Genomic DNA, 21456 nt, shown 5'->3' with positions numbered 1-21456 from the left:
ACCAGCGACGCGAGGAGGGCCCGCACCGTGAGCGGCGACCACGACGAGATCCGGGACCACGACGGCAACGGGGCCGGTACCGGCCACCGGGCCGACACCGGCAACCCGGCCGATGACGCCCGCGACGGCGACGGCATCCGGGGCGCGGCCCTCGGCACCGCGCCCGTCCCCCTGTCCGTACTGGACCTGGTGACCGTGGGCGCCGGGCACACCGCCTCCGAGGCCGTACGGACCGCCGTCGGCATCGCCCGCACGGCCGAGCGCCGCGGCTTCCACCGCTACTGGGTCGCCGAGCACCACTCGATGCCCGGCGTGGCGTCCTCGTCGCCCGCGGTCCTGCTGGCGCACCTCGCCGCGCACACCGACCGCATCCGGCTCGGCTCCGGCGGCGTCATGCTGCCCAACCACGCGCCGCTGGTGATCGCCGAACAGTTCGGCACGCTGGAGGCGATGGCCCCCGGCCGCGTCGACCTCGGCCTCGGCCGCGCGCCCGGCACCGACGGCGCCACCGCCGCCGCCTTGCGCCGTACCGAGCGGCTGCACGAGGGCGCCGACGAGTTCCCGCAGCAGCTCGCCGAGCTGACGCGCTTCCTGGACGACGACTTCCCTGACGGGCACCCGTACAGCCGTATCCACGCGGTGCCGGGACCGGTCCAGGCGACGTCCCCGGGCGGCGTCCAGTCGGCGCACCGGCCGCCGCTGTGGCTGCTCGGCTCCTCCGGGTTCAGCGCCCAGCTGGCGGGCCGCCTGGGCCTGCCGTTCGCCTTCGCCCACCACTTCTCGGCGGCGAACACCATCCCCGCGCTGGACCTGTACCGCGAGTCCTTCCGCCCCTCCGCGGTCCTCTCCGAGCCGTACGCGCTGATCGGCGTCGCCGCGCTGGCCGCCGAGGACGAGAAGGAGGCGTACCGCCAGGTCCTCACCGGCGCGCTGTCCATGATCCGGCTGCGCACCGGGCGCCCCGGGCTGGTGCCCAGTCCCGAGGAGGCGGCGGCGTACGCGTTCAGCGGCATGGAGCGCGACTTCGTCGACAGCTGGCTGTCCAACATCATTCACGGCACGCCCGACGCGGTCCGCACCGGTCTGGACGACCTCGCCAAGCGCACCGGCGCGGACGAGCTGATGATCACGGCGAACGCGCACGGCGGCGACGTCCGGCTGCGGTCGTACGAGCTGATCGCGGACGCTTACGGGCTGCCGGGGGCGTGACGGCCGTGGCGCCGGCGGTATGACGGCCGTGGCGTCGGGGGCGTGATCGTCGCGCGGGCGGCGGCGTGACCCCGGTACCGCCCCGGTAACGGGCGGATGCATCGGAGCGGGCGGGGGGAGCGCGCTGCTCCGCCCGCTCCCTTCGTAGCCCCTACGCGCCGGTCTGCCGCCCCGCGCCGATCAGCTCGCAGACCCGGTCCGGAGGCACCGGGCGGGAGTACAGCCACCCCTGCCCGGTGTCGCAGCCGATACGGCGCAACCGTTCCGCCTGTTCGGCGCTCTCCACACACTCCGCGGTGACCGTCAGGCCCAGCCGGTGCGCGAGCGCGACCAGTGCTTCCACGATCGTCTCGTCCGCCGGGTTCGGGTGCTCCTGCGAGCGGAAACCCCGCACGAAGGAGCCGTCCAGCTTCAGTACGGACACCGGCAGCCGGCTGAGGTACGCCAGGTTCGAGTAGCCGGTGCCGAAGTCGTCGATGGCGATCCGTACGCCCATCTCGCTCAGCGCCTGGAGCGCCTGGAGGGGCCGCCCGGCCGAGCCCATCACGGCCGACTCGGTCAGCTCCAGCTGGAGCAGGGCGGGCGGCAGCCCGGTCTCGGCGAGGATGCCCGCCACGTCCGCGACCAGGTCGGAGTCCCACACCTGCCGTACGGCGACGTTCACGCTGACGAACAGCGGCTCGGCGCCGGGACGGGCCAGCTGCCAGGCGCGGGCCTGGTGGCAGGCGCGGGCCAGCACCCAGCGGCCCAGCTCGACGATCGAGCCGTTCTCCTCCGCCAATCCGATGAACCGATTCGGCGACAGTGTGCCGAACTGCGGATGCCGCCAGCGCACCAGCGCCTCGACGCCCTGCGCCCGCCCGTCGCCGAGCCCGACCAGCGGCTGGTACTCCAGCGTGAACTCGCCGCGGTCCACCGCGGGCCGCAGCGTGCTGGACAGCGCCTGGCGGGTCATCCGGTGGGCGTTGCGCTCGGGGTCGAAGAGCGTCCAGCGGGCCTTGCCGTCCTCCTTCGCCCAGTACAGCGTGGTGTCCGCGGCCTGCATCAGGCCGGTCGCCGTGGTGCCGGTCGCCGCGCGCTCCACGACGCCGATGCTCGCCGAGACCGACAGCCGCTGCCCCGCCAGGTCGAACGGCCGCTGGAGCGCGTCCAGGACGCGCTGTGCCAGTTCGGCGAGTTGTTCGGTACCGGCCGAGTCCTCCACCAGGAGGGCGAACTCGTCGCCGCCCAGCCGCGCCACCAGGTGGCCGCTGCCGCCGCGTACCGCGCCGCGCTCGGCCAGGCTCTCGGCGCAGTGCGTCAGGCGCTGGGCCACCGCGCTCAGCAGCCGGTCGCCGACGCGGTGCCCGAGGGTGTCGTTGACGGCCTTGAAGCCGTCCAGGTCGAGGTAGCACAGGCCGACCCGGCCCGTACCGTGCTGCTCGAAGGCGGCCGACTCCAGCGCGCCCGCGAGCCGCTCGAAGAACAGCGCGCGGTTGGGCAGCCGGGTCACCGGGTCGTGCATCTGGAGGTGGCGCAGCCGGGCCAGCAGGTCGTGCCGGTCGCTGATGTCCGCCACGGACAGCAGGACGCAGTCCTCGTCCGGCAGCGGCTCGACCGTCACCTCGGCCCACAGGAACTGCCCGTCGGGATGTTTCAGCCGCCGGGTGCACCGCAACCGGTCGCTGTGGCCGCGCAGCACCTCCCGGTACGCGGCCCAGATGCGCGGGTCGGTGCCCAGTTCGGTCAGGTCGGCGGCGGTGGCCGCGACCAGGTCGTCCGGTGCCGCGCCGACCAGTTCGCCGAAGGCGGGGTTGGCGGCCAGGACGAGGCCGTCGCGGTTGAGTACGGCCAGCGGGGCGCGGGCGGCCCGGAAGGCGGCGCGGTAGTCGCGCAGCGAGGCCGCCGAGCCGTCGCCGGCGTCGGGTTCGCCGCGGGCGCCGGCCCGCGGCTCGCCGGCCGGACCGGATGGACCGGACGGGCCGGACGGGCCTGGCCGGGGGTGTCCGTCGGCCGTGGCGGGCCGGGTGGGGCCGTCGGCCGCGGTGGGGCCGCCGGTGGGTGCCGGGCCGGAGGCGTCGTCCGGGCCTCCGTCGGATGCATTGGTCGTTTCTTTACGCTCCGTCACCGCGGAGAGCGTCGTTCCGGGCGCGCGGCCCGTGCCGCCGGGGTATCCGCTCACTGCTCGCTCCCGCATGGCGCTTGTCTCGTGATGGAGGGGGGAATCCGCGCTGGAAAGTGTGGCGATCATAGAGGCTGCCGCAAGGGCCTATCCAGCGACGTAACCGTGATCATCGGCACCCGTGGCGGAAGTTTGGCCATTTCCGTCCGGCTGTGTTCGTGCGTATCCGGTCAACGATCGATAGTGACTTTCCGTTACGGGGTGGGGAGTTGGGCCGGTCACTCGTCTGGGGCCCCGGAACAGGACGAAATCCGGCAATTCCCCACAAGGTGGTGAGGGTGCTCCGAATCCGTACCGGGAGGTCGATGTGCCACGCGCCCAGCAACCTCCGGAAGTGGGCCGTCGCGTGCTGCGCCGGGTGGCCGCCGTGGCCACCTCCCTCAGTGCCGTCATAGCCACCTCCGTCATCGCGGGCCCCGCCACCGCGTCCGGGGGATCGCCGCCCTGCGCCCTGGCCCGTACCGACGCCCACCACTCCGAGGGCCTGGACACCTGGAACCACGCCTACCCCCGCCCGGTCCGCACCCTTGACGCCGTCATGGTCTTCCTGTCCTTCCCCGACTCCGAGCCGGTCACCGACCCCCGCGAACTGGCCGCCGACTACTTCCCGGCCACCTCCCGCTTCTTCGAGCGCGCGTCCTACGGCCGCTTCACCCTGCGCCCCGACGTCCAGCGCCGCTGGGTGCGGATGCCGCAGACCTCCGGTACGTACGGCATACGCCGGGACTGGGACGCCGGCCGCCGCGGCGCCTACCTCCGCGACGCGGTCGCCGCCGCGGACGGCTCGGTGGACTTCAGCCGCTACGACGTCGTCTACCTCGTCGCCGACCCGGACGCGGCCGGCGTCGACTCCGACGCCACCAAGGTCGTCAACCTCGACCGCCCGCTGCACGCCGACGACGCCGACCTCAGCCGGTTCGTCACCGTCTTCGAGCAGAGCCCGCCGGACCGCAACGTGCTCGCCCACGAGACCGGCCACGTCTTCGACCTGCCGGACCTCTACCACCGGCCGCAGGACGGCAAGGGCGACTGGGACACGTACGTGGGCGACTGGGACCTCATGGGCAGCCAGTTCGGCCTCGCCCCCGACCCCTTCGGCTGGCACAAGTGGAAGGCCGGCTGGCTCGGCGGCCGCCAGGTGACGTGCGTCGCCCCCACCCGGGAGCGGCGGTCCTCCGTGCACACCCTGCGGCCGGTGTCCGCCCCCATGGGGCCGGGCGACGGGCGGAGGGCGCGGCTGCTGGTCGTCCGCACCGGCCCGCGCAGCGCGCTGGCCGTCGAGGCGCGCGGCGCGGTGGGCAACGATCACGAGGTCTGCACCGAGGGCGTACTGGTCTACCGCGTGCACAGCGAGACCGCGTCCGGGAGCGGCCCGGTGGAGGTGCTGGACGGGCACCCCGGTACCGAGGCGTGTTGGGGGACTTCCGTATTCCCCCAGCTTGCTGACGCGCCGCTCGGCGAAGGCGAAAGCCTGGACGACGCCCAGGACGGCGTGCGGGTGCAGGTGTACGGGCGGTCGTCCTCGGGGGACTGGACGGTCAAGGTGGAGCGGAGCGGCTGAGGGGCGGTTCCCGGCCCGGCGGCTCGGCGGTTCCACGGCGCACGAAGAAGGCCCCCACCGAGGTGGGGGCCTTCTTCTGTCGGTGCGCCGCCAGGGACTCGAACCCCGGACCCGCTGATTAAGAGTCAGCTGCTCTAACCAACTGAGCTAGCGGCGCCTGCTGACGTGGAAAACATTAGCATCCTGATCGGGTGGCGCAAAAATCGATTCAGCGGAGCCCGCCCCGCACCGGGGCGCGCGGGGCGGGAAGCCCCGGGCGGGCCCGTGTTCCGGGGCTCCGGGGCGGTGGTGGCGCTGGTCACAGGGGTGGGGTGAGGCGTGGCGCCGTTCGGGTGGCGGGGGGCACGTCGGGGGCGTCGGGCGTCGCGGTGGCGGCGGTGGTGGCGCGCCGGGCGGCACGTATGCAGGCCCAGAGGAGGGCGCCCGGGCCGGGGAGCCAGGGGTGGCGTACGTCCGGGGCCACCAGCCAGCGGGAGGCGGTGAGGTCCTGAGCGCTGTGGCCGGACCGGGGGGTGGGGTCCGTTTGGGGTGCGTGGGGGGAGCGCGGGGAGTGGGGGGAGCGGGGAGTGAAGTCGGTGTGAGGCGAGTGGGGGGTGTGTGGCGGGTCCGGCTGGGGTGGCTGGGGTGGCCGCTGCGGGAAGAGGGGCGGGACGGTCACCGCGTCGCCCGGCCCGTGGCAGAGCAGGGGCGGTACGGCGCCGGACCATTCCTCCCAGCCGAGCAGGGCGGGCAGCCGCCGGGCCGTGCCGGGCTCGGCGAACAGCAGGATGCGGCCTCGGTGGGTGGCGACGGGGCCGGACCCGGGCCCCACGGTCCATAAGCGGTCCACCAGGTCGCGTCCGAAGAGCGCGGGTGCGTTGATCACGTCGAAGACCGTGCCGCACGGCAGGGTGCTCGGCGCCTCCGGGCGGGACGCCCACCGGGCGTGCACGGTCTCGGGGCACGGGTCGGCGGAGGCGAGCCAGTCGGCGCCGGCGAGGGTGACGTACGCCGCGGTGTGGAACGCGGCGGGGGCGGGTCGGCGGGGGTGCTCGGAGGGCCAGTCGCTCATGGGCCCTGGTCTACCGGTAGGAGGTGTTCCGTTTCTGCGGAATGGCCGAAATCGGGACAGGACGGGGCGGTGTGGGGTATGTTCCCGCGCTCGCATATGCCAACGGCCCATGATCAAGCTGCATGATCATGGGCCGGGCCGGGCCAGGCCGGTGCGGGGCGCGTATCCGGCGCCGGTGCGGGCCGATGTCGGCGGGCACGGACCGATGCGGGCGGGGCGGGTGGGACGGGTCGGTGCGGAGATCCTTCAGGGGCCGGTGCGGGCTGATGCGCGTGCGTGCCGGGGCCGACGCGGGCGATGGCGGACCGAGGCGACCGAAGCGACCGAGGCGACCGGACAGCGGATGCCGGAGCTGCTGAACCGTTCAGTCGGTGGCGTCCAGCCGACTGCCGCCACCGCTGCGCAGCAGGCCGCGGCCGAACTCGACCATCTTCGCCGCGTAGTCCTCGGTCCAGTCGGCGCGCTCCGCGATCACCGAGAGCGGCAGCCGGTCGAAGCGCCGGGGGTCGGCGAGGTGGGCCGCCGCCATCGCCTGGAACTCGGTGGCCCGGTCCGCCGCGGCGCGGAAGGCGAGCGTCAGCTCGGTGGAGCGGGTGAGCAGCTCCTTGGGGTCCTCGATGGACTCCAGGTCGAAGAAGTGCTCGGGGTCGGTCGTGGCCTCCGGAGGCTCGAAGAGCAGCGGAGCCGGTTTCAGGCGCCGGGGCGCGGAGGCAGCTCCGCGCGGGTCGGAAGCCGGTTGCGGCTCGGACATGTACGTACCTCCTGGATCGTGTGCCGCGTTCCATTGTCCCGCGCCGCGCAAGTGCGCCTGGCGACGCGCCCCTACGAGGCTCGGCCGCCCGCCGGGGGCAGCACGCCGCGTGCCGCGCGCCCCCGTTCCGCGCCCGCACCGCCACCGTACGACCGCACGCGGCGCACACGGACGTAAGTGCGCCGCGGCGACCGATACGCGCCCTCGCCCGCTCTCCTGCGCGGCGGCACGCGATGCTGCGCGGGCCGGCCCGGCGTAGCCCGGTCCAACCAGCCCGGTCCAACCAGCCCGGCCCGTGCCCGGCCCGGATGGCGCACCGGCCGACTCCGACGGCGCGCCGGCCGGCCGGCTCCGACAGCCTTCCGGCCCGACCGCGCACCGGCTTCCCCCGCCGGCCGGTCAGGGCCGCCACGCCACCCGGTGTTCGTTCAGATGGGCCAGGACCGCGTGGTTGGCCTCCCAGCCGTCCGGGAACTTGACCGTGACGCCCAGTTGGACGGGGTCCGCCGAGGGGTGTTCGTCCAGTAGCTCGGGTATGCCGGCCCGGCTGACCACGATGCAGGCGTGCCGGTGGCGCGAGGCCAGTACGCACAGCCGGCCGGTCTCCAGGTGGAAGGCGGTCGCGTCGGGGCGGCCGGAGAGCGGGTGCAGGAAGACCGTGACGTCGAACTCCCGTCCCTGGAGGCGGTTGGCGGTGTCCACCGCGACGCCGCCGACGCCGAGCCCGGCCAGCGCGGCCCGTACCGCCGCGGCCTGGTCGCGGTGGGCCGTGCCGACCGCGATCCGGTCGGCGGTCAGCGGCACGGGACCGGGGCCGCGCTCGCTGGTCGCCGCGCCGCCCCGGTCGAGCAGCCGCCGCACCACCCGCGCGATGGCGTGCACCGCCTCCGGGTCCGTACGCGGCGTGTGGCGGGCGGGCAGTTCGAGCAGGCCCCAGCCGGACTCGGCGGCCTCGTCCAGCACGCGGTCCACCCCCGAGCCGTCGGACGGCACCCCGAAGGCGAGCCGCCGGTCGCCGTGGTCCGTGCCGCTGCGGAACGGCGTGTACGGGTAGAACGCGTCGGAGACCAGCCGCGCGGCGGAGGCGGGCAGCCGCCACGACACCGGCAGCCGGTGCTGGGGCAGGCCGGGGTTGTGCGCGAGCAGGGTGGTCACGGCGCTGGCCGACGGGTCGTAGGCGAGCCCGGCCCACTGCTCGGCGCCGACCACACTGAACGGATCCAGCTGCCCCGGATCGCCCACGAACAGCGCCCGCTCGAACAGGCCGCCGACGGCGAGCAGCGCGTCCGAGCGCATCTGGTACGCCTCGTCCACGATGGCGTGCTGCCACGGCTCGTCGACCTTCGTGTACGCCCACTTGGCGGCCGTCGAGACGACGATGCCCAGCCCGGCCAGGTCGGCGACCTTGGCCGACGTACGGACCGCGGGCAGCTCCGCCAGCGCGGGATCGAACGCGCCCGGCTCGCTGCTGTGCAACCGGCCCACCGGCAGCTCGGGGTCCTTCTCGGCGATGCGCAGCACCAGGTCGTCCACCTGGGCGTTGGTCTGCGCGACGATCATCAACGGGCGCCCGGCCGCGGCCAGTTCGCGAGCCGCCCGCACCACCAGGGTGGACTTGCCCGCGCCCGGCGGTGAGTCCACGACGACGCCGCGGTGCGTACCGTGCAGCGTGCTGTGCACGATCGCGTCGGTGGCCTCGGCCGCCGCCGCGCCCGGGTCGAAGGGCGCCGCACCGGGGGCGGACAGCGCCGGACCGGGGACGGTGGGCGGGGCAGCGTACGGGGAGCCGTGCGGCCGCCGGGCGGCGGGCATGCCGGGGTGCGCGGGGCGGGCCTCGGTCACAGGAAGTCCTCCGCGGTGACGGGATCGGGCTGGTCCACGGGCAGTACGGCGGTGTCGGCCACGGGCGGCCCGCCGTGCGTCCACGGCGTGTCCTCGGGCTCGGGCAGCTCCGGGCCGCCGCGCGGCTGGTGCTCGAACAGGGTCCAGCACACCCGGTCGCCGGGCTCGGGCACCGACCCGGGCTCCGGGGTCTTGCCCCGCCCCATCCCGCCGGTCAGCCGGACCACCAGCCCACCCGGCCCGTCCGCCGTGTACTCGACGAACTCGGCGGGCTGGGCCTTGCCGTCCGGCAGCGCGCGGTACAGCTTGCCGCCCTCGGTCAGCTGCGGCCGGTCGTCCGTCACCAGCGTCACCAGCGGGCGCGGCATCGGCCGCTTGCCCTCCGAATACGCCATCTCGACCCCGGTCACCTCGCCGGCCAGCGCCTCTCCGGCGAGCCGGCGGCCCGCCATGACCAGCGGGTCGTCCAGCGCCTCCTGCGCGTCCAGCTGGGCCTGGGCGGTCTCCCGGGAGGCGAGCTTGCGGGCGGCCGTGATGGCGTCGTCCCGCTTGGGCTGCGGCGGCTCACCGGCCCGTACCCGGTCGCGGTGCGCGGTGTACGACCAGCGGTCGCGTTTCCAGCGGTCGGCCACCCTGGAGCCTTCCGGCAGGGCCCGCAGCAGGTCGATGCCGTGCCACACGGAGTCCCAGGCGGGGCGCAGCTGGCTCTCGACCAGCTCGCGGACCGCCTCCTCGGCGCCGGGCAGGCCCGCGTCGTAACGGGCCATCGCCGGGGCGAGGCGCTTGTTGTCGAACGCCGGGTCCGTGGCCGGGCCGGCCGGCGGGCAGAGCAGCTGGCCGTCCGCGTCCCGTGCCGTCTCCGCGCGCCGCGCGGCCGCAGCGCCGGGCTCGCCGCCGGGCGGGTCGATCCAGGCGAGCAGCGCGCCCAGGTGCTGGTCCTCCAGGTTGCTCTGGCCGGTCGCCCAGTGGCGGGCGAGCAGCCCGGTCATCGGCAGCAGCAGGCTCGCGCCCGGCACCCGGGCCCGCTCGCCGAAGTGGGTGAACCAGCGGCCCAGCAGCGGCACATGGGGAGGCGCCGGATGCGGGGTGTCCGGGTCCTGGTCGGCGGTCCGCCGGAACCGCATGGACCGTCCCAGCAGGCGCACGTACTCCACACCGGCCGCGCTCGGCACGATCACCTGCGGCGCGTCGGCGCACAGTTCGACCTCGACCGGGACCTTCTTGCCCGTCTCGGGGTCGGTCTCCTTGCGCTGCTCGGTCTCGACGGTGTCCGCGTACCCGTCCACGTACGGCAGGACGGTCTCGGCCAGCTCGGCGAGGAACGCGAACCGCAGGTCACGGTCGCGCGGCTGGGGCACGGCGAGCAGCTGCGGCTTCTCGCGGTCCGTGCCGACCAGCGCGCCCAGCGGGGCGCCCGCCTCGCCCGAGGTCGTCAGCGGGACGAACACCAGCGGCCGGGCGGACAGATGCCGGTGCCGGACCGTCGTCAGCGGCTGCGCGCGGCCCGCTGCCACCGCCTCCATCCTGGCGAGCACCTCGATCAACGACATGCGGGCACCCCCTCGGCTCCGCCGGCCCGCTCCCCGGGCCGGTCCGCTGTCTGCCCGGGGCCGCCGGTCACGGTGCCACCCGCACCCGCACCCGCACCGGCCAGCGCCTCGGCGCGCAGGACCGCCGCCCGGCGCAGGGCTTCGGCGGCGGGCACGTCCGTATCCGTTGCGGCGTCTGCGTGCGTTGCCGCGTCCGCGTCCGCGTCCGGGACGCAGGCAGTCGCGACGCCCGCGCCCGCGGACCCGCCCGTCGCGTCGTCCGCCCCGTTCTCCGTACGGCGCGCCGCCGCCAGGACCTCCTCGACCGTACGCAGCCCGCCCAGCTCACCGCGCACCCCGCGGCCCAGCGACTCCACGGCGCCCGCGGCCCGCGCCTGCTCCCGGCAGTGGAACGCCAGCTCGCAGGCGGACAGGCACTCCGGCGCGTACGCCGCGTCCACGGCCTCGACCGCCTCGGCCAGCTCGGCGGCGGGCCGCGTCACCGTCTTCCCGTCGTCCGCGAGCCGGAGGTCGAAGGTGGTGCCGGGCGGGAGCTGCCCGGCGATCTCCTCGACCTTGGTGAGCCGCTGCAACTGACGCCTGGTCGTCGCCAGTTGTTTACGGATGTCCACGGCCTCGGCGGTGGGGAGGTTCGCGAAGTCCTTCGGGCAGACCAGCAGCACCCGGTCCCGGACCGTCACCGTACGGCCCGTACCGGCGTGCACCTGGTCGGCCACCCGCTGGAGCGCGAGCACGTACACCGCGGCCTGCCGGGCCGCCGCGCCCACCTTGGCCGGATCGGCGGAACCGTCGATCATCGGAAAGGACTTGATCTCCACGACCGTCCAGCCGCCGTCCGGATGCACCACGACCGCGTCCGGCTCCAGGTAGGCGGGTGAGCCGGCCACGTCCAGGGTGAGCAGCGGGTGGTCCAGCAGGGTCCAGCCGCCGGTGGTGGTGGCCTCGCGCAGGGCCAGCGCCGTACGGGCCGCGCGCCCCTCGGGGCCCGCGGCGGACAGGTCGGGAACGGCGACCCGGCCGGGCTCGTGGGCCTCCGCGCCGCCGCCCATGCGCTCGTACAGCAACATCATCAGGTCCGCGCCGCCGTCCGCCTTGACGCGGGCCTCGAAGGAGTTGCCCCGGGCCAGCGCGAACTGCGACTGCCCGAAGGCAGCGGGCGAGCCGAGAGCGCCCGCGAGCGCCGTCTTGTCGACCCCGGCGCCGTCCAGCAGCGCGCGGCGGCGGCAGCCGGGGTTGGCGGCCAGCGCGGCGAGCGCGCGGGCGTCCAGCGGCCGCGGCCGTACGCCGGGGCCGCGCAGCTCACCGAGCCGCTGTCGCAGCCCCGTCGTCGGCTGCGGCAGCGGAGGCGGCTCCGGCGGCCGGTCGGCCGCGGCGGGTCGGCTGTCGCGGAAAACGTTCACCCGCGGAAGTCTGGCATCCGCCACTGACATTCGCGGATTCCCCCGGCGCCCCGGCGGCCGGAAGATCGCGCGCGGCACCCACGAGGGGGCCGATTCCCACGCCCGTGAGAAGGCCGTTCTCCGCGCTTGTCACGGGGGCGATCGCCGCTGCCACGGGGACGTCCGCGCCCGCCGTCCGGCCGCCCGTGCCGTCCGCCCGGAACCGCCCGTGCAGGTCGTCCGCCCGGAACCGCCCGTACAGGTCGTCCGCCCGGAACCGCCCGCGCACGCCGTCCGCCAGCCGCAGCGCCGGACGCGTCAGCAGCAGGCCCAGGCCCATCACGGCCGTCCCGGCCAGTGCGTCGAGCAGGTAGTGGTTGGCGGTGCCCATCACCACCAGCACGATCAGCAGCGGGTACGCCACCCCCAGCGCCCGCGTCAGCCGCGACCGGCCGTGCCGCCACAGCACCACGCCGCACCACAGCGCCCACCCCACGTGGAGGCTGGGCATCGCCGCGAACTGGTTCGTCATGCCGCCGAGCCCGCGCGGCGCGCTCGCGTCCTCGCCCCACCACCCGTAGGACGAGAACTGCGCCATGGTGTCCGCGAACCCGCTGCCCGTCGCCAGCAGGCGGGGCGGCGCGGTCGGCAGCAGCGTGAAACCGACCAGCCCGATGAGGGTGGCGATCATCAGCCACGTACGGAGCGCCCGGTAGTGCGCGGGGCGCCGGTTCCACAGCCATACCAGGACCACCGGCGTGACCAGGTAGTGCAGCGAGGCGTACGCGAAGTCGGCGGGGACGCCGAGGGCGGGCGTGGCGGTGAAGAGACGGTTCAGCGCGCGTTCCGGGTCGAGCCGCAGCAGCTCTTCCCACCGCAGGATCGTCTGTCCGTGCCCGGCGGCGGTCTGCGCGTCGCCGCGGGCCACGAGGCGGCCCGCGGAGTAGGCCGCGTACACGAGGGCGAGCAGTGGCAGTTCCGTCCACCACCGGAGCCGGCTGCCGGCTGCCGCTGGGCGGCGCGCTACGGCGTCCATCCTGGTCGTTCTCCAACATGCGTGGCCCGTGGCGGATCGGTCGCGGGCCTGGTGCGAGAGGGTGCGGCGCGGTGCGGCACCCGTCGGCGCGGAAAACGCCGACCCTCCACCGTACGCCGTATGGCGCGATGCTCCCGGCGGGGAGGGTCCACCCCGGTGGTGCCGGGCGATGCGCGATGATGGAACGGACGGCCACCGCAACGAGGCGACGCGAGCCGGACCCCGGCCGGGCACCGGACGGGCGTCGAACGAGCAGCGACAGCCCCGCAGCGGGCTCCGAAGACGGAAGAGCCGAGCAATCGGCCAGAGGTATTCCCCATGGCACCGCGCATTCTGCTGGCCCGGCACGGGCAGACGGAGTGGTCCCTGTCCGGCAAGCACACCGGCCGTACGGACATTCCGCTCCTGGAGGAGGGCCGCCGCGGCGCCGAGCTGCTGGGGAAGCGGCTGCACCGCGCGCCCTGGGACGGCCTGCCGGACGTCGAGGTCCGCACCAGCCCCCTGGTGCGCGCGAAGGAGACCTGCGAGCTGGCCGGCTTCGGCGACCGGGCCCAGGACTGGGACGCGCTGATGGAGGTCGACTACGGCGCGTACGAGGGGCTGACGCCGGCCGACATCAAGGCCGGGCGCCCGGACTGGCTCATCTGGCGCGACGGCGTCCCCGAGGGCGAGACGCTGGCCCAGGTGGCGGCGCGGACCGACGAGATCGTGGAGTGGGCGCGCTCGGCCGACCGGGACGTCCTGGTGTTCGCGCACGGCCACATCCTGCGCTCCCTGGGGGCCCGCTGGCTCGGCCTGGACGTCTCCTTCGCCGCCCGCATCCGCCTGGAGCCGACGTCCCTGTCCGTACTGGGCTGGGCGTACGGGGAGCCCGCCATCGAGCGCTGGAACGACACCGGCCACCTGGGCTGAACCCTGGCGCGGCGGGCCCGGACGGCGGCGGCCCGCCGGAGCCCGGGCCCGTACCCCGCGGGGGCCCCGGGCCCGTACCCCGCCGGGACCCCAGGCCCGTACGCGGCCGGGACCCCAGGGGCGGACCCGGGTCCCGGGGACCCCGCCCCTACCCCTGCCGCCCGCCCCCCGGCCGCCCCGCGCCCCCGTCGCTCTGCTGCCCCGCCCGCGCACCGTACGCCGTCCGCCGCCCGCCCTTGCCGACCGTCGTCCGCACGGGCGGCCGGGTGGCGGCATGCCGGTCCAGGAACGTGCCGACCTCGCCGCCCGCCTTCCCCGCGCCGTTCCGGTACGCCCGCAGCGCCCGCGCCGCCGAGTCCAGCATCGTGCGGATCCGGGCCGACCGGACGTCCTCCAGGAGGGCCAGCGCCCGCGTACCGGCCCTGGCGGCCTCCTCCGGCGCGCGGCTGAGCGCGAGATCACCGGCCAGCTCCGCGGTGAACAGGGCGATGTTCCGGGTGAAGTGCGGGTCCTGGAGCGCCACCGCCCGGCGCGCGTGCGTCGCCGCGCGCCCGTGATCGCCCAGTGCGGACCAGCACTGCGCCTCCAGGCCCGCCAGCTCGGCCTCCCCGTAGAAGGATATCCACTCGGGGTCGTCGTCGGACAGCCCCCGGGCGAGCAGCCGCTGCGCCCGTAGGAGTGCCTGCTCGCAGCTCCTGCGGTCGCCCAGTCCCGCCCAGCCGCCCGCCTCGCGCAGCGCCAGGAGGGACAGCAGGCGCGCCGAGCCCAGGTCCTTCGCGGCCAGTTGGGCGGCCTGCGCGGCGCGTACGGCCTCCCGGGGGCGGCCCGCGTCGCGCGCCAGGAAGGCGGTGTTGCAGAAGGCGTGCGCCTCCAGGGCCGCGTCACCGGCCACCCGGGCGGTGGCCAGCGCTTCGGCGTAGTGCGACCGGGCGTCGCCGAAGCGGCCCGAGTCGTGCGCCAGCCAGCCGACGGAGATGGCCAGCTCGCCCGCGCCCGCGTGCAGGCGGTCGCTGACGGAGCCGCGGTGCACCCCGGCGTCCAGCAGCTCGTACGCGGTCCGCAGCGGCTGCGCGGCACGCCGGTAGAGGCCCTCGCCGCCGTGCCGGTCGTCCAGCAGCCGGATCCGGCGCACCGCCTCCTCCACGGCCGCCGCCTCCGAGGCCCCGGCCCGTCCGGGGCCGCCCTCCGGGGAGGGGCGCGGCACGCGGGGCACCGCGTCCGGCAGGCCGGGACCGGCCGCGGCCTCCGGGACGAACGGTGGCAGGGCGGTGAGCCCCAGCGCGGCGGCCGGGCCGCCCGTGATGAACGCGCGACGCAGCACGTCGCTCTCCTTGCCGGTCTGGATGTCCGTGTCGCGGCGGCCGGGTCCGGCCCCGGGCCCTGCCGGGCGCCCGGCGGCCGGTCCGGCGCCTGTCCATGTGCCGGGAGGCGCCCCGGTGCCGCCGCCCGCCTCCCTTTCGTCGTCCTCCCGGGCCGTCCGGGCCCGCCGCCCGCGCACCGTCTCGCGGGGCGCGAAGCCCATGTCCGCGAGGGTGAGCCCGGGGAACATGTGGCGGAACACCCGTTCGTAGGCGTAGTTCGGGCACCGGATCTCCCCGGCCTCGACGCGGCCCACGTAACGGGCGTCGCACGCGACCTGCTCCCCGATCTCGCGCGCGGCGCGGCGTACCGAGGCCGCGAACTCACCCGGTGACAGCCGGCCGCGCAGCTGCCGGAAGGCGCGGTTGGGCTGGGCGGGAACGTGCTGGGACGACGCTGATCTCGCGGCTGGCGATGCCATGGCGGAGCCTCCGTGCCCTCTCCGTGGCGGTGCCGCGGCCTGGCGGTGCGGCGGGACGACGGTACTAGCTGTGACTGCGCCGACACGCTGGGTTTGGCTACAAAACGGATATCTCACACCTGATCCGCCATGAAGTGCCATTCTTTGGGGCGGCCTGCCGCCGTAGCCGTTGACGTGTCCGGACGTTGAACAGGAGGTAAAGGGAGCGGCGCGTGCAGAGGAGGGGTTTCCGTGCGGGAGACCGGTGTGGCCGACGTCAGGACCGCCGTCCAAGGTGAGACGGGTGCCGGGGGGACGGCGCACGGCGGTGCCGGACGCGCCGGGCGCGCGGCGCACCCCAACGCCCGCCCGGGCGGGCACGGTTCGCCGGCCGCCGACCGGCGCTGGCCCTCCGCCGACTGCGGGGTGCTCCCCGAGGCGCCGCGAACCTGCGACCTGGTGACGGTGCCGGCCCGCCAGGGCCTGGAGGCGGTCGACATCCTGCGGCTGCGGGCCGGTGTCGGCCCGGTCCTGCACGACGACGCCTGCGACACCCTGGGCTTCCTCGTGCCGCCGGGCACGGCCGACGGCTGGGACCTGCCGGGCAGCGCCTGTACGCAGACGTACGAGCGCGAGGCGCCCGACGGGGGCGCGCGGAGCGTCCCCGGCGCCCCCGTCGAGCCGCCCGTCACGGGCACCGACTGGCTGGTGTCCCCGGACGGGGCGTGCGGCACGGCCACCGACCCCGTCGTCCTGCGCGAGGCCCTCGGCGAGGCGGCCCGCACGATCGAGGCCGTCGACCGCTGCCGCTGAGGCCGTCCGGGCCCCTTCTCCGTCTCCGCCGTCGCCGCATGCTCTGACCTGCGGCTACGCGGCATACTGGAGGCATGGCGAAGAGCAGGCGCGGCCGGTCCCGTACGGGGCCCGAGGCCGTGGTGGAAACCGTGGACGGCGGCATCGCCGAACTGCGTCCCGACCGGGACCGGCCGCGCGGCTGGACCCTGCTCGTCGACGGCGCCCCGCAGTCCCATGTGGACCTGGACGACCCGGCGTACCTGGACTTCGCGTACCAGCGCCGCCTCGGTCACATCGCCGACCTCGCCGCGCCGCCCGGCAAGCCCCTCCAGGTGGTGCATCTGGGCGGTGGGGCGCTGACGATGGCGCGCTACGTGGCGGGCACCCGGCCGCGCTCGACCCAGCAGGTCGTGGAGATCGACGCGCCCTTGGTGCAACTGGTACGCCGGGAACTGCCCTTGGAAGGTGGCTGGCGGATCAAGGTGCGCAACGCGGACGCGCGCGCGGGGCTCGCCAAGATCCCGGACGGCTGGGCGGACCTGGTGATCGCGGACGTGTTCCGCGGTGCGCGGACTCCGGCGCACCTGACCAGCGCCGAGTTCGCGGGCGAGGTCGCGCGGGCACTGCGGCCCGGCGGCTGGTACGCGGCGAACCTCGCGGACGGCCCGCCGCTGGCCTTCGTACGGGCGCAGGTCGCCACCGTCCGTACGGTCTTCCCCGAACTGTGTCTGACCGCCGACCCGGCCGTCCTCCGGGGCAAGCGCTTCGGTAACGCCGTCCTGCTCGCCGCCGCCGGACCGCTTCCGGTCGCCGAACTGACCCGGCGGGCCGCGACCGACCCGCAGCAGGGCCGGGTCGAACACGGGCGCGCGCTCCTGGACTTCACCGGGGGAGCGCAGCCGGTGACGGACGCGACCGCGGTGGACTCGCCGTCCCCGCCGCCCGCCGTCTTCACCTGAGCGCGCGCCGGGGAGGCCGCGCGGGCGGCCCTGGGGGCGCCCCGCCAACGCCGGCTCTATGTCGCGTGGTTGTCCGTCTCGACCGTCGGCGGGTGCCCGTTCCAGGCGCAGATGACCGAGGTGTGTCCCGTGCCGCCCCGGAAGTCGACCCGGAGCCACTGGTCCTGCTGCCACACCTGCATCTCCCAGCCCGTTTCCGGGGTGGCCGACACCAACTGGGCGGAGTGGGCACCGAGGTCGACGACCACCCGGCCGCCCGCGGTGGAGAAACTTTTCACCGTGCTGCCCGTCCCGGCCGGGGCGTCGGTACCGGGCGGCGGGTGCGGGCCGCTGCCCGTACCTTTTCCGCCACCGCCGGACGTGCTTCCGTCACCGCCGGACGTGCCGCTGTCGTCCTTTCCGGGCCGATCGTCCGGTCCGGCGGACTGCCCGGGGCGGGGGGAGGCCGGAGCGGTCGGCCTGGGCCGGTGCGTGGAGGAGGCGCGGGGGGAGATTCCGCCGTCGGTACCGGTGGACGCGGACGGCGTGCTGTCGGAGAGCGGGAGCGCGCGCGGCGGGTCGTACGCCGTCCCGGCCAGCACCGTGTGCACCCCGAACCACGACAGCGTGACGGCGGCGCCCGTCGCCAGCGTCCAGGCCGCTGTGTGAACCAGTCCTCTGTGCATCCGGCTCATATTGCATCACGCACCCCGCCGGGCCGGCGGGCCGGAGGGCCCGCAGCGGGCGGAACGAAGGAGGTATCGCGGGAGGTTGCGGGACAGGGCGGGTGCGGCGGGCAACACCCGCTGAAATGCGGGCCGATGGTACGGCCCACGGCGTCAACCTCAGGTAAAGAAGAGCCCTCGAATGGCGTACGGTGCCGCCCATGGCAAGTGTGCTCGTGGTCGAGGACGACCAGTTCGTGCGCTCCGCCCTCATCCGGCACCTGACCGAGGCGTCCCACACGGTACGCAGCGTCGGTACGGCCCTGGAGGCGCTGCGCGAGGTGGCCCACGTCGGCTTCGACGTCGTCATCCTGGATCTCGGCCTGCCCGACCTGGACGGGGCGGAGGCCCTGAAGATGCTGCGCGGGATCACCGACGTACCCGTGATCATCGCCACCGCGCGGGACGACGAGGCCGAGATCGTCCGTCTGCTGAACGACGGGGCCGACGACTACCTGACCAAGCCGTTCTCGGTGGAGCACCTCTCCGCCCGGATGGCCGCCGTACTGCGCCGCTCCCGGAGCGCCGCGGCGGGCGGCGAGCCGCCGTCCCGGGTGCTCCAGGTGGGCGGCCTGAGCATCGACCCGCTGCGCCGCCAGGCCGAACTGGACGGTACGGCGCTCGACCTGACCCGCCGCGAGTTCGACCTGCTCGCCTTCCTCGCCGGCCGGCCGGGCGTCGTCGTCCCCCGCAGGGAACTCCTCGCCGAGGTCTGGCAGCAGTCCTACGGCGACGACCAGACCATCGACGTCCACCTCTCCTGGCTGCGCCGCAAACTGGGCGAGACGGCCGCGCGGCCGCGGTACCTGCACACCCTGCGCGGGGTCGGCGTGAAGCTGGAGCCGCCGCTGTGACGCCCCCGCGCACGGGGCGCCGCGGTGCGTGCGCGCCGGAGCCGCCCGCGCGGACCGGGCCGCGCCCGGCGGCCCCTCCGGAGCCGACGCCGTGAGATGGGCCCTGGTCAAGGTATGTCTGGCCGTCACCGCGATGGTCGTGGTGGCCTTCGCCGTACCGCTCGGGCTCGTCGTCAAGGAGATGGCCAAGGACCGCGCGTTCTCCAACGCCGAGCGGCAGGCGGCCACCATCGGGCCCGTCCTGGCCATCACCACCGACCACGCGCAGCTGGAACGTGCCGTCGCCAGCACCGAGAGCGGCGCCCAAGGGCGTATCGGCGTCCATGTGCCGGCGGACGGCAAGGGCGGTGAGCCGGCCGGGATCGGGTCCCGGCGGGCCCGGCCCGCGGACGTCGACGCTGCGGTCGACCTCGGCCGCGCCTCCGTCACTCCGGTGCCCGGCGGCTCGGTCCTGCTCCAGCCCACCGCCGTGGCCGCCGGCATCGCGGTGGTCGAGGTGTACGTGCCGGACGCCGCGCTCACCAACGGCGTCACCACCTCGTGGGCGCTGCTGGCGGCCGTCGGCCTCGCGCTGGTCGTCGGCTCGGTCGCCGTCGCCGACCGCCTCGGCACCCGTATGGTGCGGCCCGCCGAGCGGCTGGCCGGCGCCGCCCACGACCTGGGCAGGGGCAAGCTGGGCGTACGGGTACGGGAGGACGGCCCCAGGGAACTGCGCGCGGCGGCCGCCGCCTTCAACGCGATGGCGGACCAGGTCGTCCAGCTGCTGGCCAACGAACGCGAGCTGGCCGCGGACCTCTCGCACCGCCTGCGCACCCCGCTGACCGTGCTGCGCCTGAACGCCGCCTCCCTCGGCGAGGGCCCGGCGGCCGACCAGACCCGCGAGGCGGTCGCCCAGCTGGAGCGCGAGGTCGACCAGATCATCCGTACCGCGCGGCAGCAGAGGGCGCACGCCCAGCAGGCGGCCGCGGCGGCCGGCTGCGACGCGGCCGAGGTGATCCGGGAGCGGATGGGCTTCTGGTCGGCGCTCGCGGAGGACGAGGGGCGCACGGTGCGCGTCGCGGGCGCGGACCGGCCGGTACGCCTCCCCGTCGCACGCCCCGACCTCGCCGCGGCCCTGGACGCGATGCTCGGCAACGTCTTCCGGCACACCCCCGAGGGCACCGCCTTCGCGGTGGACGTGCACAACGCCGAGGACGCGGTGATCGTGCTGGTCTCGGACGCGGGCCCGGGCATCGACGACCCGGACGCGGCCCTGCGGCGCGGCCACGGGGACGGCGGCGACGGATCCACCGGGCTCGGCCTGGACATCGTGCGGCGGCTCGCGGAGACGACCGGCGGGGACGTCCGGATCGGCCGGTCCGTACTGGGCGGCACCGAGGTACGGGTGTGGCTGGCGCTGGACGGCGCACGGCGGGCGCGGGCGGGACGCCGCCGGCACACCGGGCACCGGCTGCGCCGACGGCTGGGACGGCGCCTCGGACGGTCACGGGGGCGGCGGGCGGCGGGGCGTGCACAGGGCGGCAGTGGCGGGGAGTGAACGATGCGGCCGGAGCCGGAGCCGGAGCCGGAGCCGGAGCCGTGGCCGTGCCGTCGCCGGACCGGCAGCCGGGCTCCGTCGGGGCCGGTGCGCCCTCCGTTCTTAACCGGTCCCTTTCGTTCCCTTAACGGCGCCATAAGGCTTCCATCTGCCGCACCGAAACCGCCTTTTGTCCGTTTGCTGATCGCTAGCGTGCGGGACGCACCACCGCACCACCGCCCCCACGACGAACAGGCAGGCACGACATGAGTTCCTCGGCACACCGCCGTCGTAAGACCCGCAAGGCCAAGCTGATCGGTACGGCAGCGGCGGCCGCGCTGGCGGCGGGCGGGGCCTTCGCCGTCGCCGGTTCGGCACTGGCCACCAAGGCGCCCGAAGGCGGTACGGCGGCCACGGCCGGCAGCGCCTTCTCCCCGTACGTCGACACGTCCCTGTACCCCGTGTACGACCTGGCCGGCACCGCGAAGAAGACCGGGGTGAAGACCTTCAACCTCTCCTTCGTCACCTCCGGAGGCGGCGGCTGCGAACCGAAGTGGGGCGGCTCGGGCGGACTGGGCGACGACGCCGTGGCCCGGCAGATCCCGGTTCTGCGCAAGGCCGGCGGCGACGTACGGATCTCCTTCGGCGGCGCCAACGGCTCCGAGCTGGCGCTGGCCTGCAAGTCGGCGGGCGAGCTGGCCGCCGCCTACGGCAAGGTCATCGACAAGTTCGCGCTCAAGAAGGTGGACTTCGACATCGAGGGCGGCGCGCTGCCGGACGCCGCCGCCAACACCCGACGGGCCCGGGCGATCGCGCAGCTCCAGAAGAAGCACCCGGGGCTGGACGTCTCCTTCACGCTGCCGGTCATGCCCGAGGGGCTGACGCAGGACGGTGTGAACCTGATCGCCGACGCCAAGAAGAACGGCGTGCGGATCGGCGCCGTCAACATCATGGCGATGGACTACGGCGCCTCCTACGACGGCGACATGGGCCGGTACGCCGTCCAGGCGGCCACCGCCACCCAGGCGCAGCTCAAGAAGACGCTCGGCCTCGGTGAAGCGGCCGCCTGGAAGGCCGTTGCCGTGACCCCGATGATCGGTGTCAACGACGTACAGAAGGAAATCTTCACGGTCGAGGACGCCAAGGAACTGGTCACATTCGCTCAGTCCAAGCACCTCGCCTGGCTGTCGATGTGGTCCTCGACGCGGGACAAGGCCTGTCCGGGCGGCCCGCAGAACTCCGCACAGCCGACGTGCAGTTCCATAACGCAGAAGCCGCTCGACTTCACCAAGGCGCTCGGCGCGTACTGAAGTGCGGCACCTGCGCGAGCCGGCCGGCGCCACGCACCAGTCCGGCCGGACGCAGCACCGAGCCACATCCCCGGGCGGGACACAGCGGCCACCCCCCCACCGCTGTG

16 protein-coding genes, 1 tRNA gene and 1 pseudogene are annotated in these 21456 nt (G+C 75.2%); 8 read left to right on the top strand and 10 right to left on the bottom strand.

The features are described 5' to 3' along the window. The first annotated feature begins 27 nt into the window (after positions 1–27). Complete coding sequence (locus tag JXZ78_RS05810) at positions 28–1209, top strand: LLM class flavin-dependent oxidoreductase (protein ID WP_030021495.1); 1182 nt, start codon at positions 28–30, stop codon at positions 1207–1209. Positions 1210–1360: 151 nt separating this feature from the next. Here the strand turns inward: JXZ78_RS05810 and JXZ78_RS05805 are convergent, their stop codons facing one another. Further along, a complete protein-coding gene (locus tag JXZ78_RS05805; protein WP_238782693.1) occupies positions 1361–3439 on the bottom strand; it encodes a putative bifunctional diguanylate cyclase/phosphodiesterase in 2079 nt (692 codons plus the stop codon). Between the two features lie 265 nt (positions 3440–3704). Between JXZ78_RS05805 and JXZ78_RS05800 the strand changes: the two genes are divergently transcribed. Further along, complete coding sequence (locus JXZ78_RS05800; RefSeq protein WP_238782692.1) at positions 3705–4931, top strand: M6 family metalloprotease domain-containing protein; 1227 nt, start codon at positions 3705–3707, stop codon at positions 4929–4931. Positions 4932–5014: 83 nt separating this feature from the next. Here the strand turns inward: JXZ78_RS05800 and JXZ78_RS05795 are convergent. The 7 genes from JXZ78_RS05795 to JXZ78_RS05765 all read right to left on the bottom strand — a co-directional run bounded on the left by JXZ78_RS05795 (position 5015) and on the right by JXZ78_RS05765 (position 12540). Then, positions 5015–5088, bottom strand: a tRNA-Lys gene (locus JXZ78_RS05795). Positions 5089–5229: 141 nt separating this feature from the next. Beyond that, positions 5230–5982: a hypothetical protein gene (locus tag JXZ78_RS05790; RefSeq protein WP_030021492.1), complete on the bottom strand. Its 753-nt coding sequence runs from the start codon at positions 5980–5982 to the stop codon at positions 5230–5232. A gap of 364 nt (positions 5983–6346) precedes the next feature. Further along, the gene (locus JXZ78_RS05785) at positions 6347–6733 is read right to left on the bottom strand and encodes a DUF8844 domain-containing protein (RefSeq protein ID WP_030021491.1); all 387 of its coding nucleotides are present in this window, start codon (positions 6731–6733) and stop codon (positions 6347–6349) included. Between the two features lie 399 nt (positions 6734–7132). Next, a complete protein-coding gene (locus JXZ78_RS05780; protein WP_238782691.1) occupies positions 7133–8575 on the bottom strand; it encodes an AAA domain-containing protein in 1443 nt (480 codons plus the stop codon). Further along, positions 8572–10125, bottom strand: coding sequence for a hypothetical protein (locus JXZ78_RS05775; RefSeq protein WP_030021489.1), 1554 nt, complete (start codon positions 10123–10125; stop codon positions 8572–8574). Before JXZ78_RS05775 ends, JXZ78_RS05780 begins: the two co-directional genes overlap by 4 nt. Continuing rightward, the gene (locus JXZ78_RS05770; protein WP_372498399.1) at positions 10116–11525 is read right to left on the bottom strand and encodes a hypothetical protein; all 1410 of its coding nucleotides are present in this window, start codon (positions 11523–11525) and stop codon (positions 10116–10118) included. The genes JXZ78_RS05775 and JXZ78_RS05770 overlap by 10 nt, the downstream gene beginning before the upstream one ends. After that, complete coding sequence (locus JXZ78_RS05765) at positions 11425–12540, bottom strand: phosphatase PAP2 family protein (RefSeq protein ID WP_033038396.1); 1116 nt, start codon at positions 12538–12540, stop codon at positions 11425–11427. The genes JXZ78_RS05770 and JXZ78_RS05765 overlap by 101 nt, the downstream gene beginning before the upstream one ends. A 318-nt stretch (positions 12541–12858) precedes the next feature. Here JXZ78_RS05765 and JXZ78_RS05760 point away from each other — a divergent pair, with 318 nt between their 5' ends. After that, positions 12859–13452, top strand: a complete 594-nt coding sequence (locus JXZ78_RS05760; protein ID WP_030021487.1) for a histidine phosphatase family protein — start codon at positions 12859–12861, stop codon at positions 13450–13452. 148 nt (positions 13453–13600) lie between these two features. Here JXZ78_RS05760 and JXZ78_RS05750 read toward each other — a convergent pair whose 3' ends face one another. Beyond that, on the bottom strand, positions 13601–15232 hold the full coding sequence (locus JXZ78_RS05750; RefSeq protein WP_238782690.1) for an NsdA family TPR-like regulatory protein: 1632 nt from the start codon (positions 15230–15232) through the stop codon (positions 13601–13603). 231 nt (positions 15233–15463) lie between these two features. Here JXZ78_RS05750 and JXZ78_RS40655 point away from each other — a divergent pair, with 231 nt between their 5' ends. Together JXZ78_RS40655 and JXZ78_RS05740 are read left to right on the top strand one after the other, a co-directional pair. Continuing rightward, positions 15464–16024 carry a hypothetical protein gene (locus tag JXZ78_RS40655; RefSeq protein ID WP_238782689.1) on the top strand — a complete coding sequence of 187 codons (561 nt, stop codon included), beginning with the start codon at positions 15464–15466 and terminating at the stop codon, positions 16022–16024. A 74-nt stretch (positions 16025–16098) separates the two neighbouring features. Then, on the top strand, positions 16099–16965 hold the full coding sequence (locus tag JXZ78_RS05740) for a spermidine synthase (protein WP_030025238.1): 867 nt from the start codon (positions 16099–16101) through the stop codon (positions 16963–16965). Between the two features lie 56 nt (positions 16966–17021). On the opposite strand, the gene JXZ78_RS05735 is transcribed toward JXZ78_RS05740, so the two are convergent. Further along, a complete protein-coding gene (locus tag JXZ78_RS05735) occupies positions 17022–17630 on the bottom strand; it encodes a hypothetical protein (protein ID WP_030025237.1) in 609 nt (202 codons plus the stop codon). A 200-nt stretch (positions 17631–17830) separates the two neighbouring features. Between JXZ78_RS05735 and JXZ78_RS05730 the strand changes: the two genes are divergently transcribed. From JXZ78_RS05730 to JXZ78_RS05720, 3 genes and pseudogenes are all read left to right on the top strand, one after another. Further along, a complete protein-coding gene (locus tag JXZ78_RS05730) occupies positions 17831–18523 on the top strand; it encodes a response regulator transcription factor (protein ID WP_030025232.1) in 693 nt (230 codons plus the stop codon). Positions 18524–18614: 91 nt separating this feature from the next. Then, positions 18615–20060 (top strand): sensor histidine kinase, encoded by a 1446-nt coding sequence (locus JXZ78_RS05725; RefSeq protein ID WP_030025230.1) that lies wholly within the window; start codon positions 18615–18617, stop codon positions 20058–20060. 362 nt (positions 20061–20422) lie between these two features. Next, positions 20423–21349 (top strand): annotated as a pseudogene (locus JXZ78_RS05720) (chitinase); the annotation flags it as partial. Positions 21350–21456: the final 107 nt, after the last annotated feature.

It is taken from the genome of Streptomyces monomycini (assembly GCF_022271435.1).
Taxonomy (GTDB): domain Bacteria; phylum Actinomycetota; class Actinomycetes; order Streptomycetales; family Streptomycetaceae; genus Streptomyces; species Streptomyces monomycini.
The sequence above is the reverse complement of the archived record's forward strand: the minus strand, read 5'-3'. Positions and strand labels throughout refer to the sequence as shown.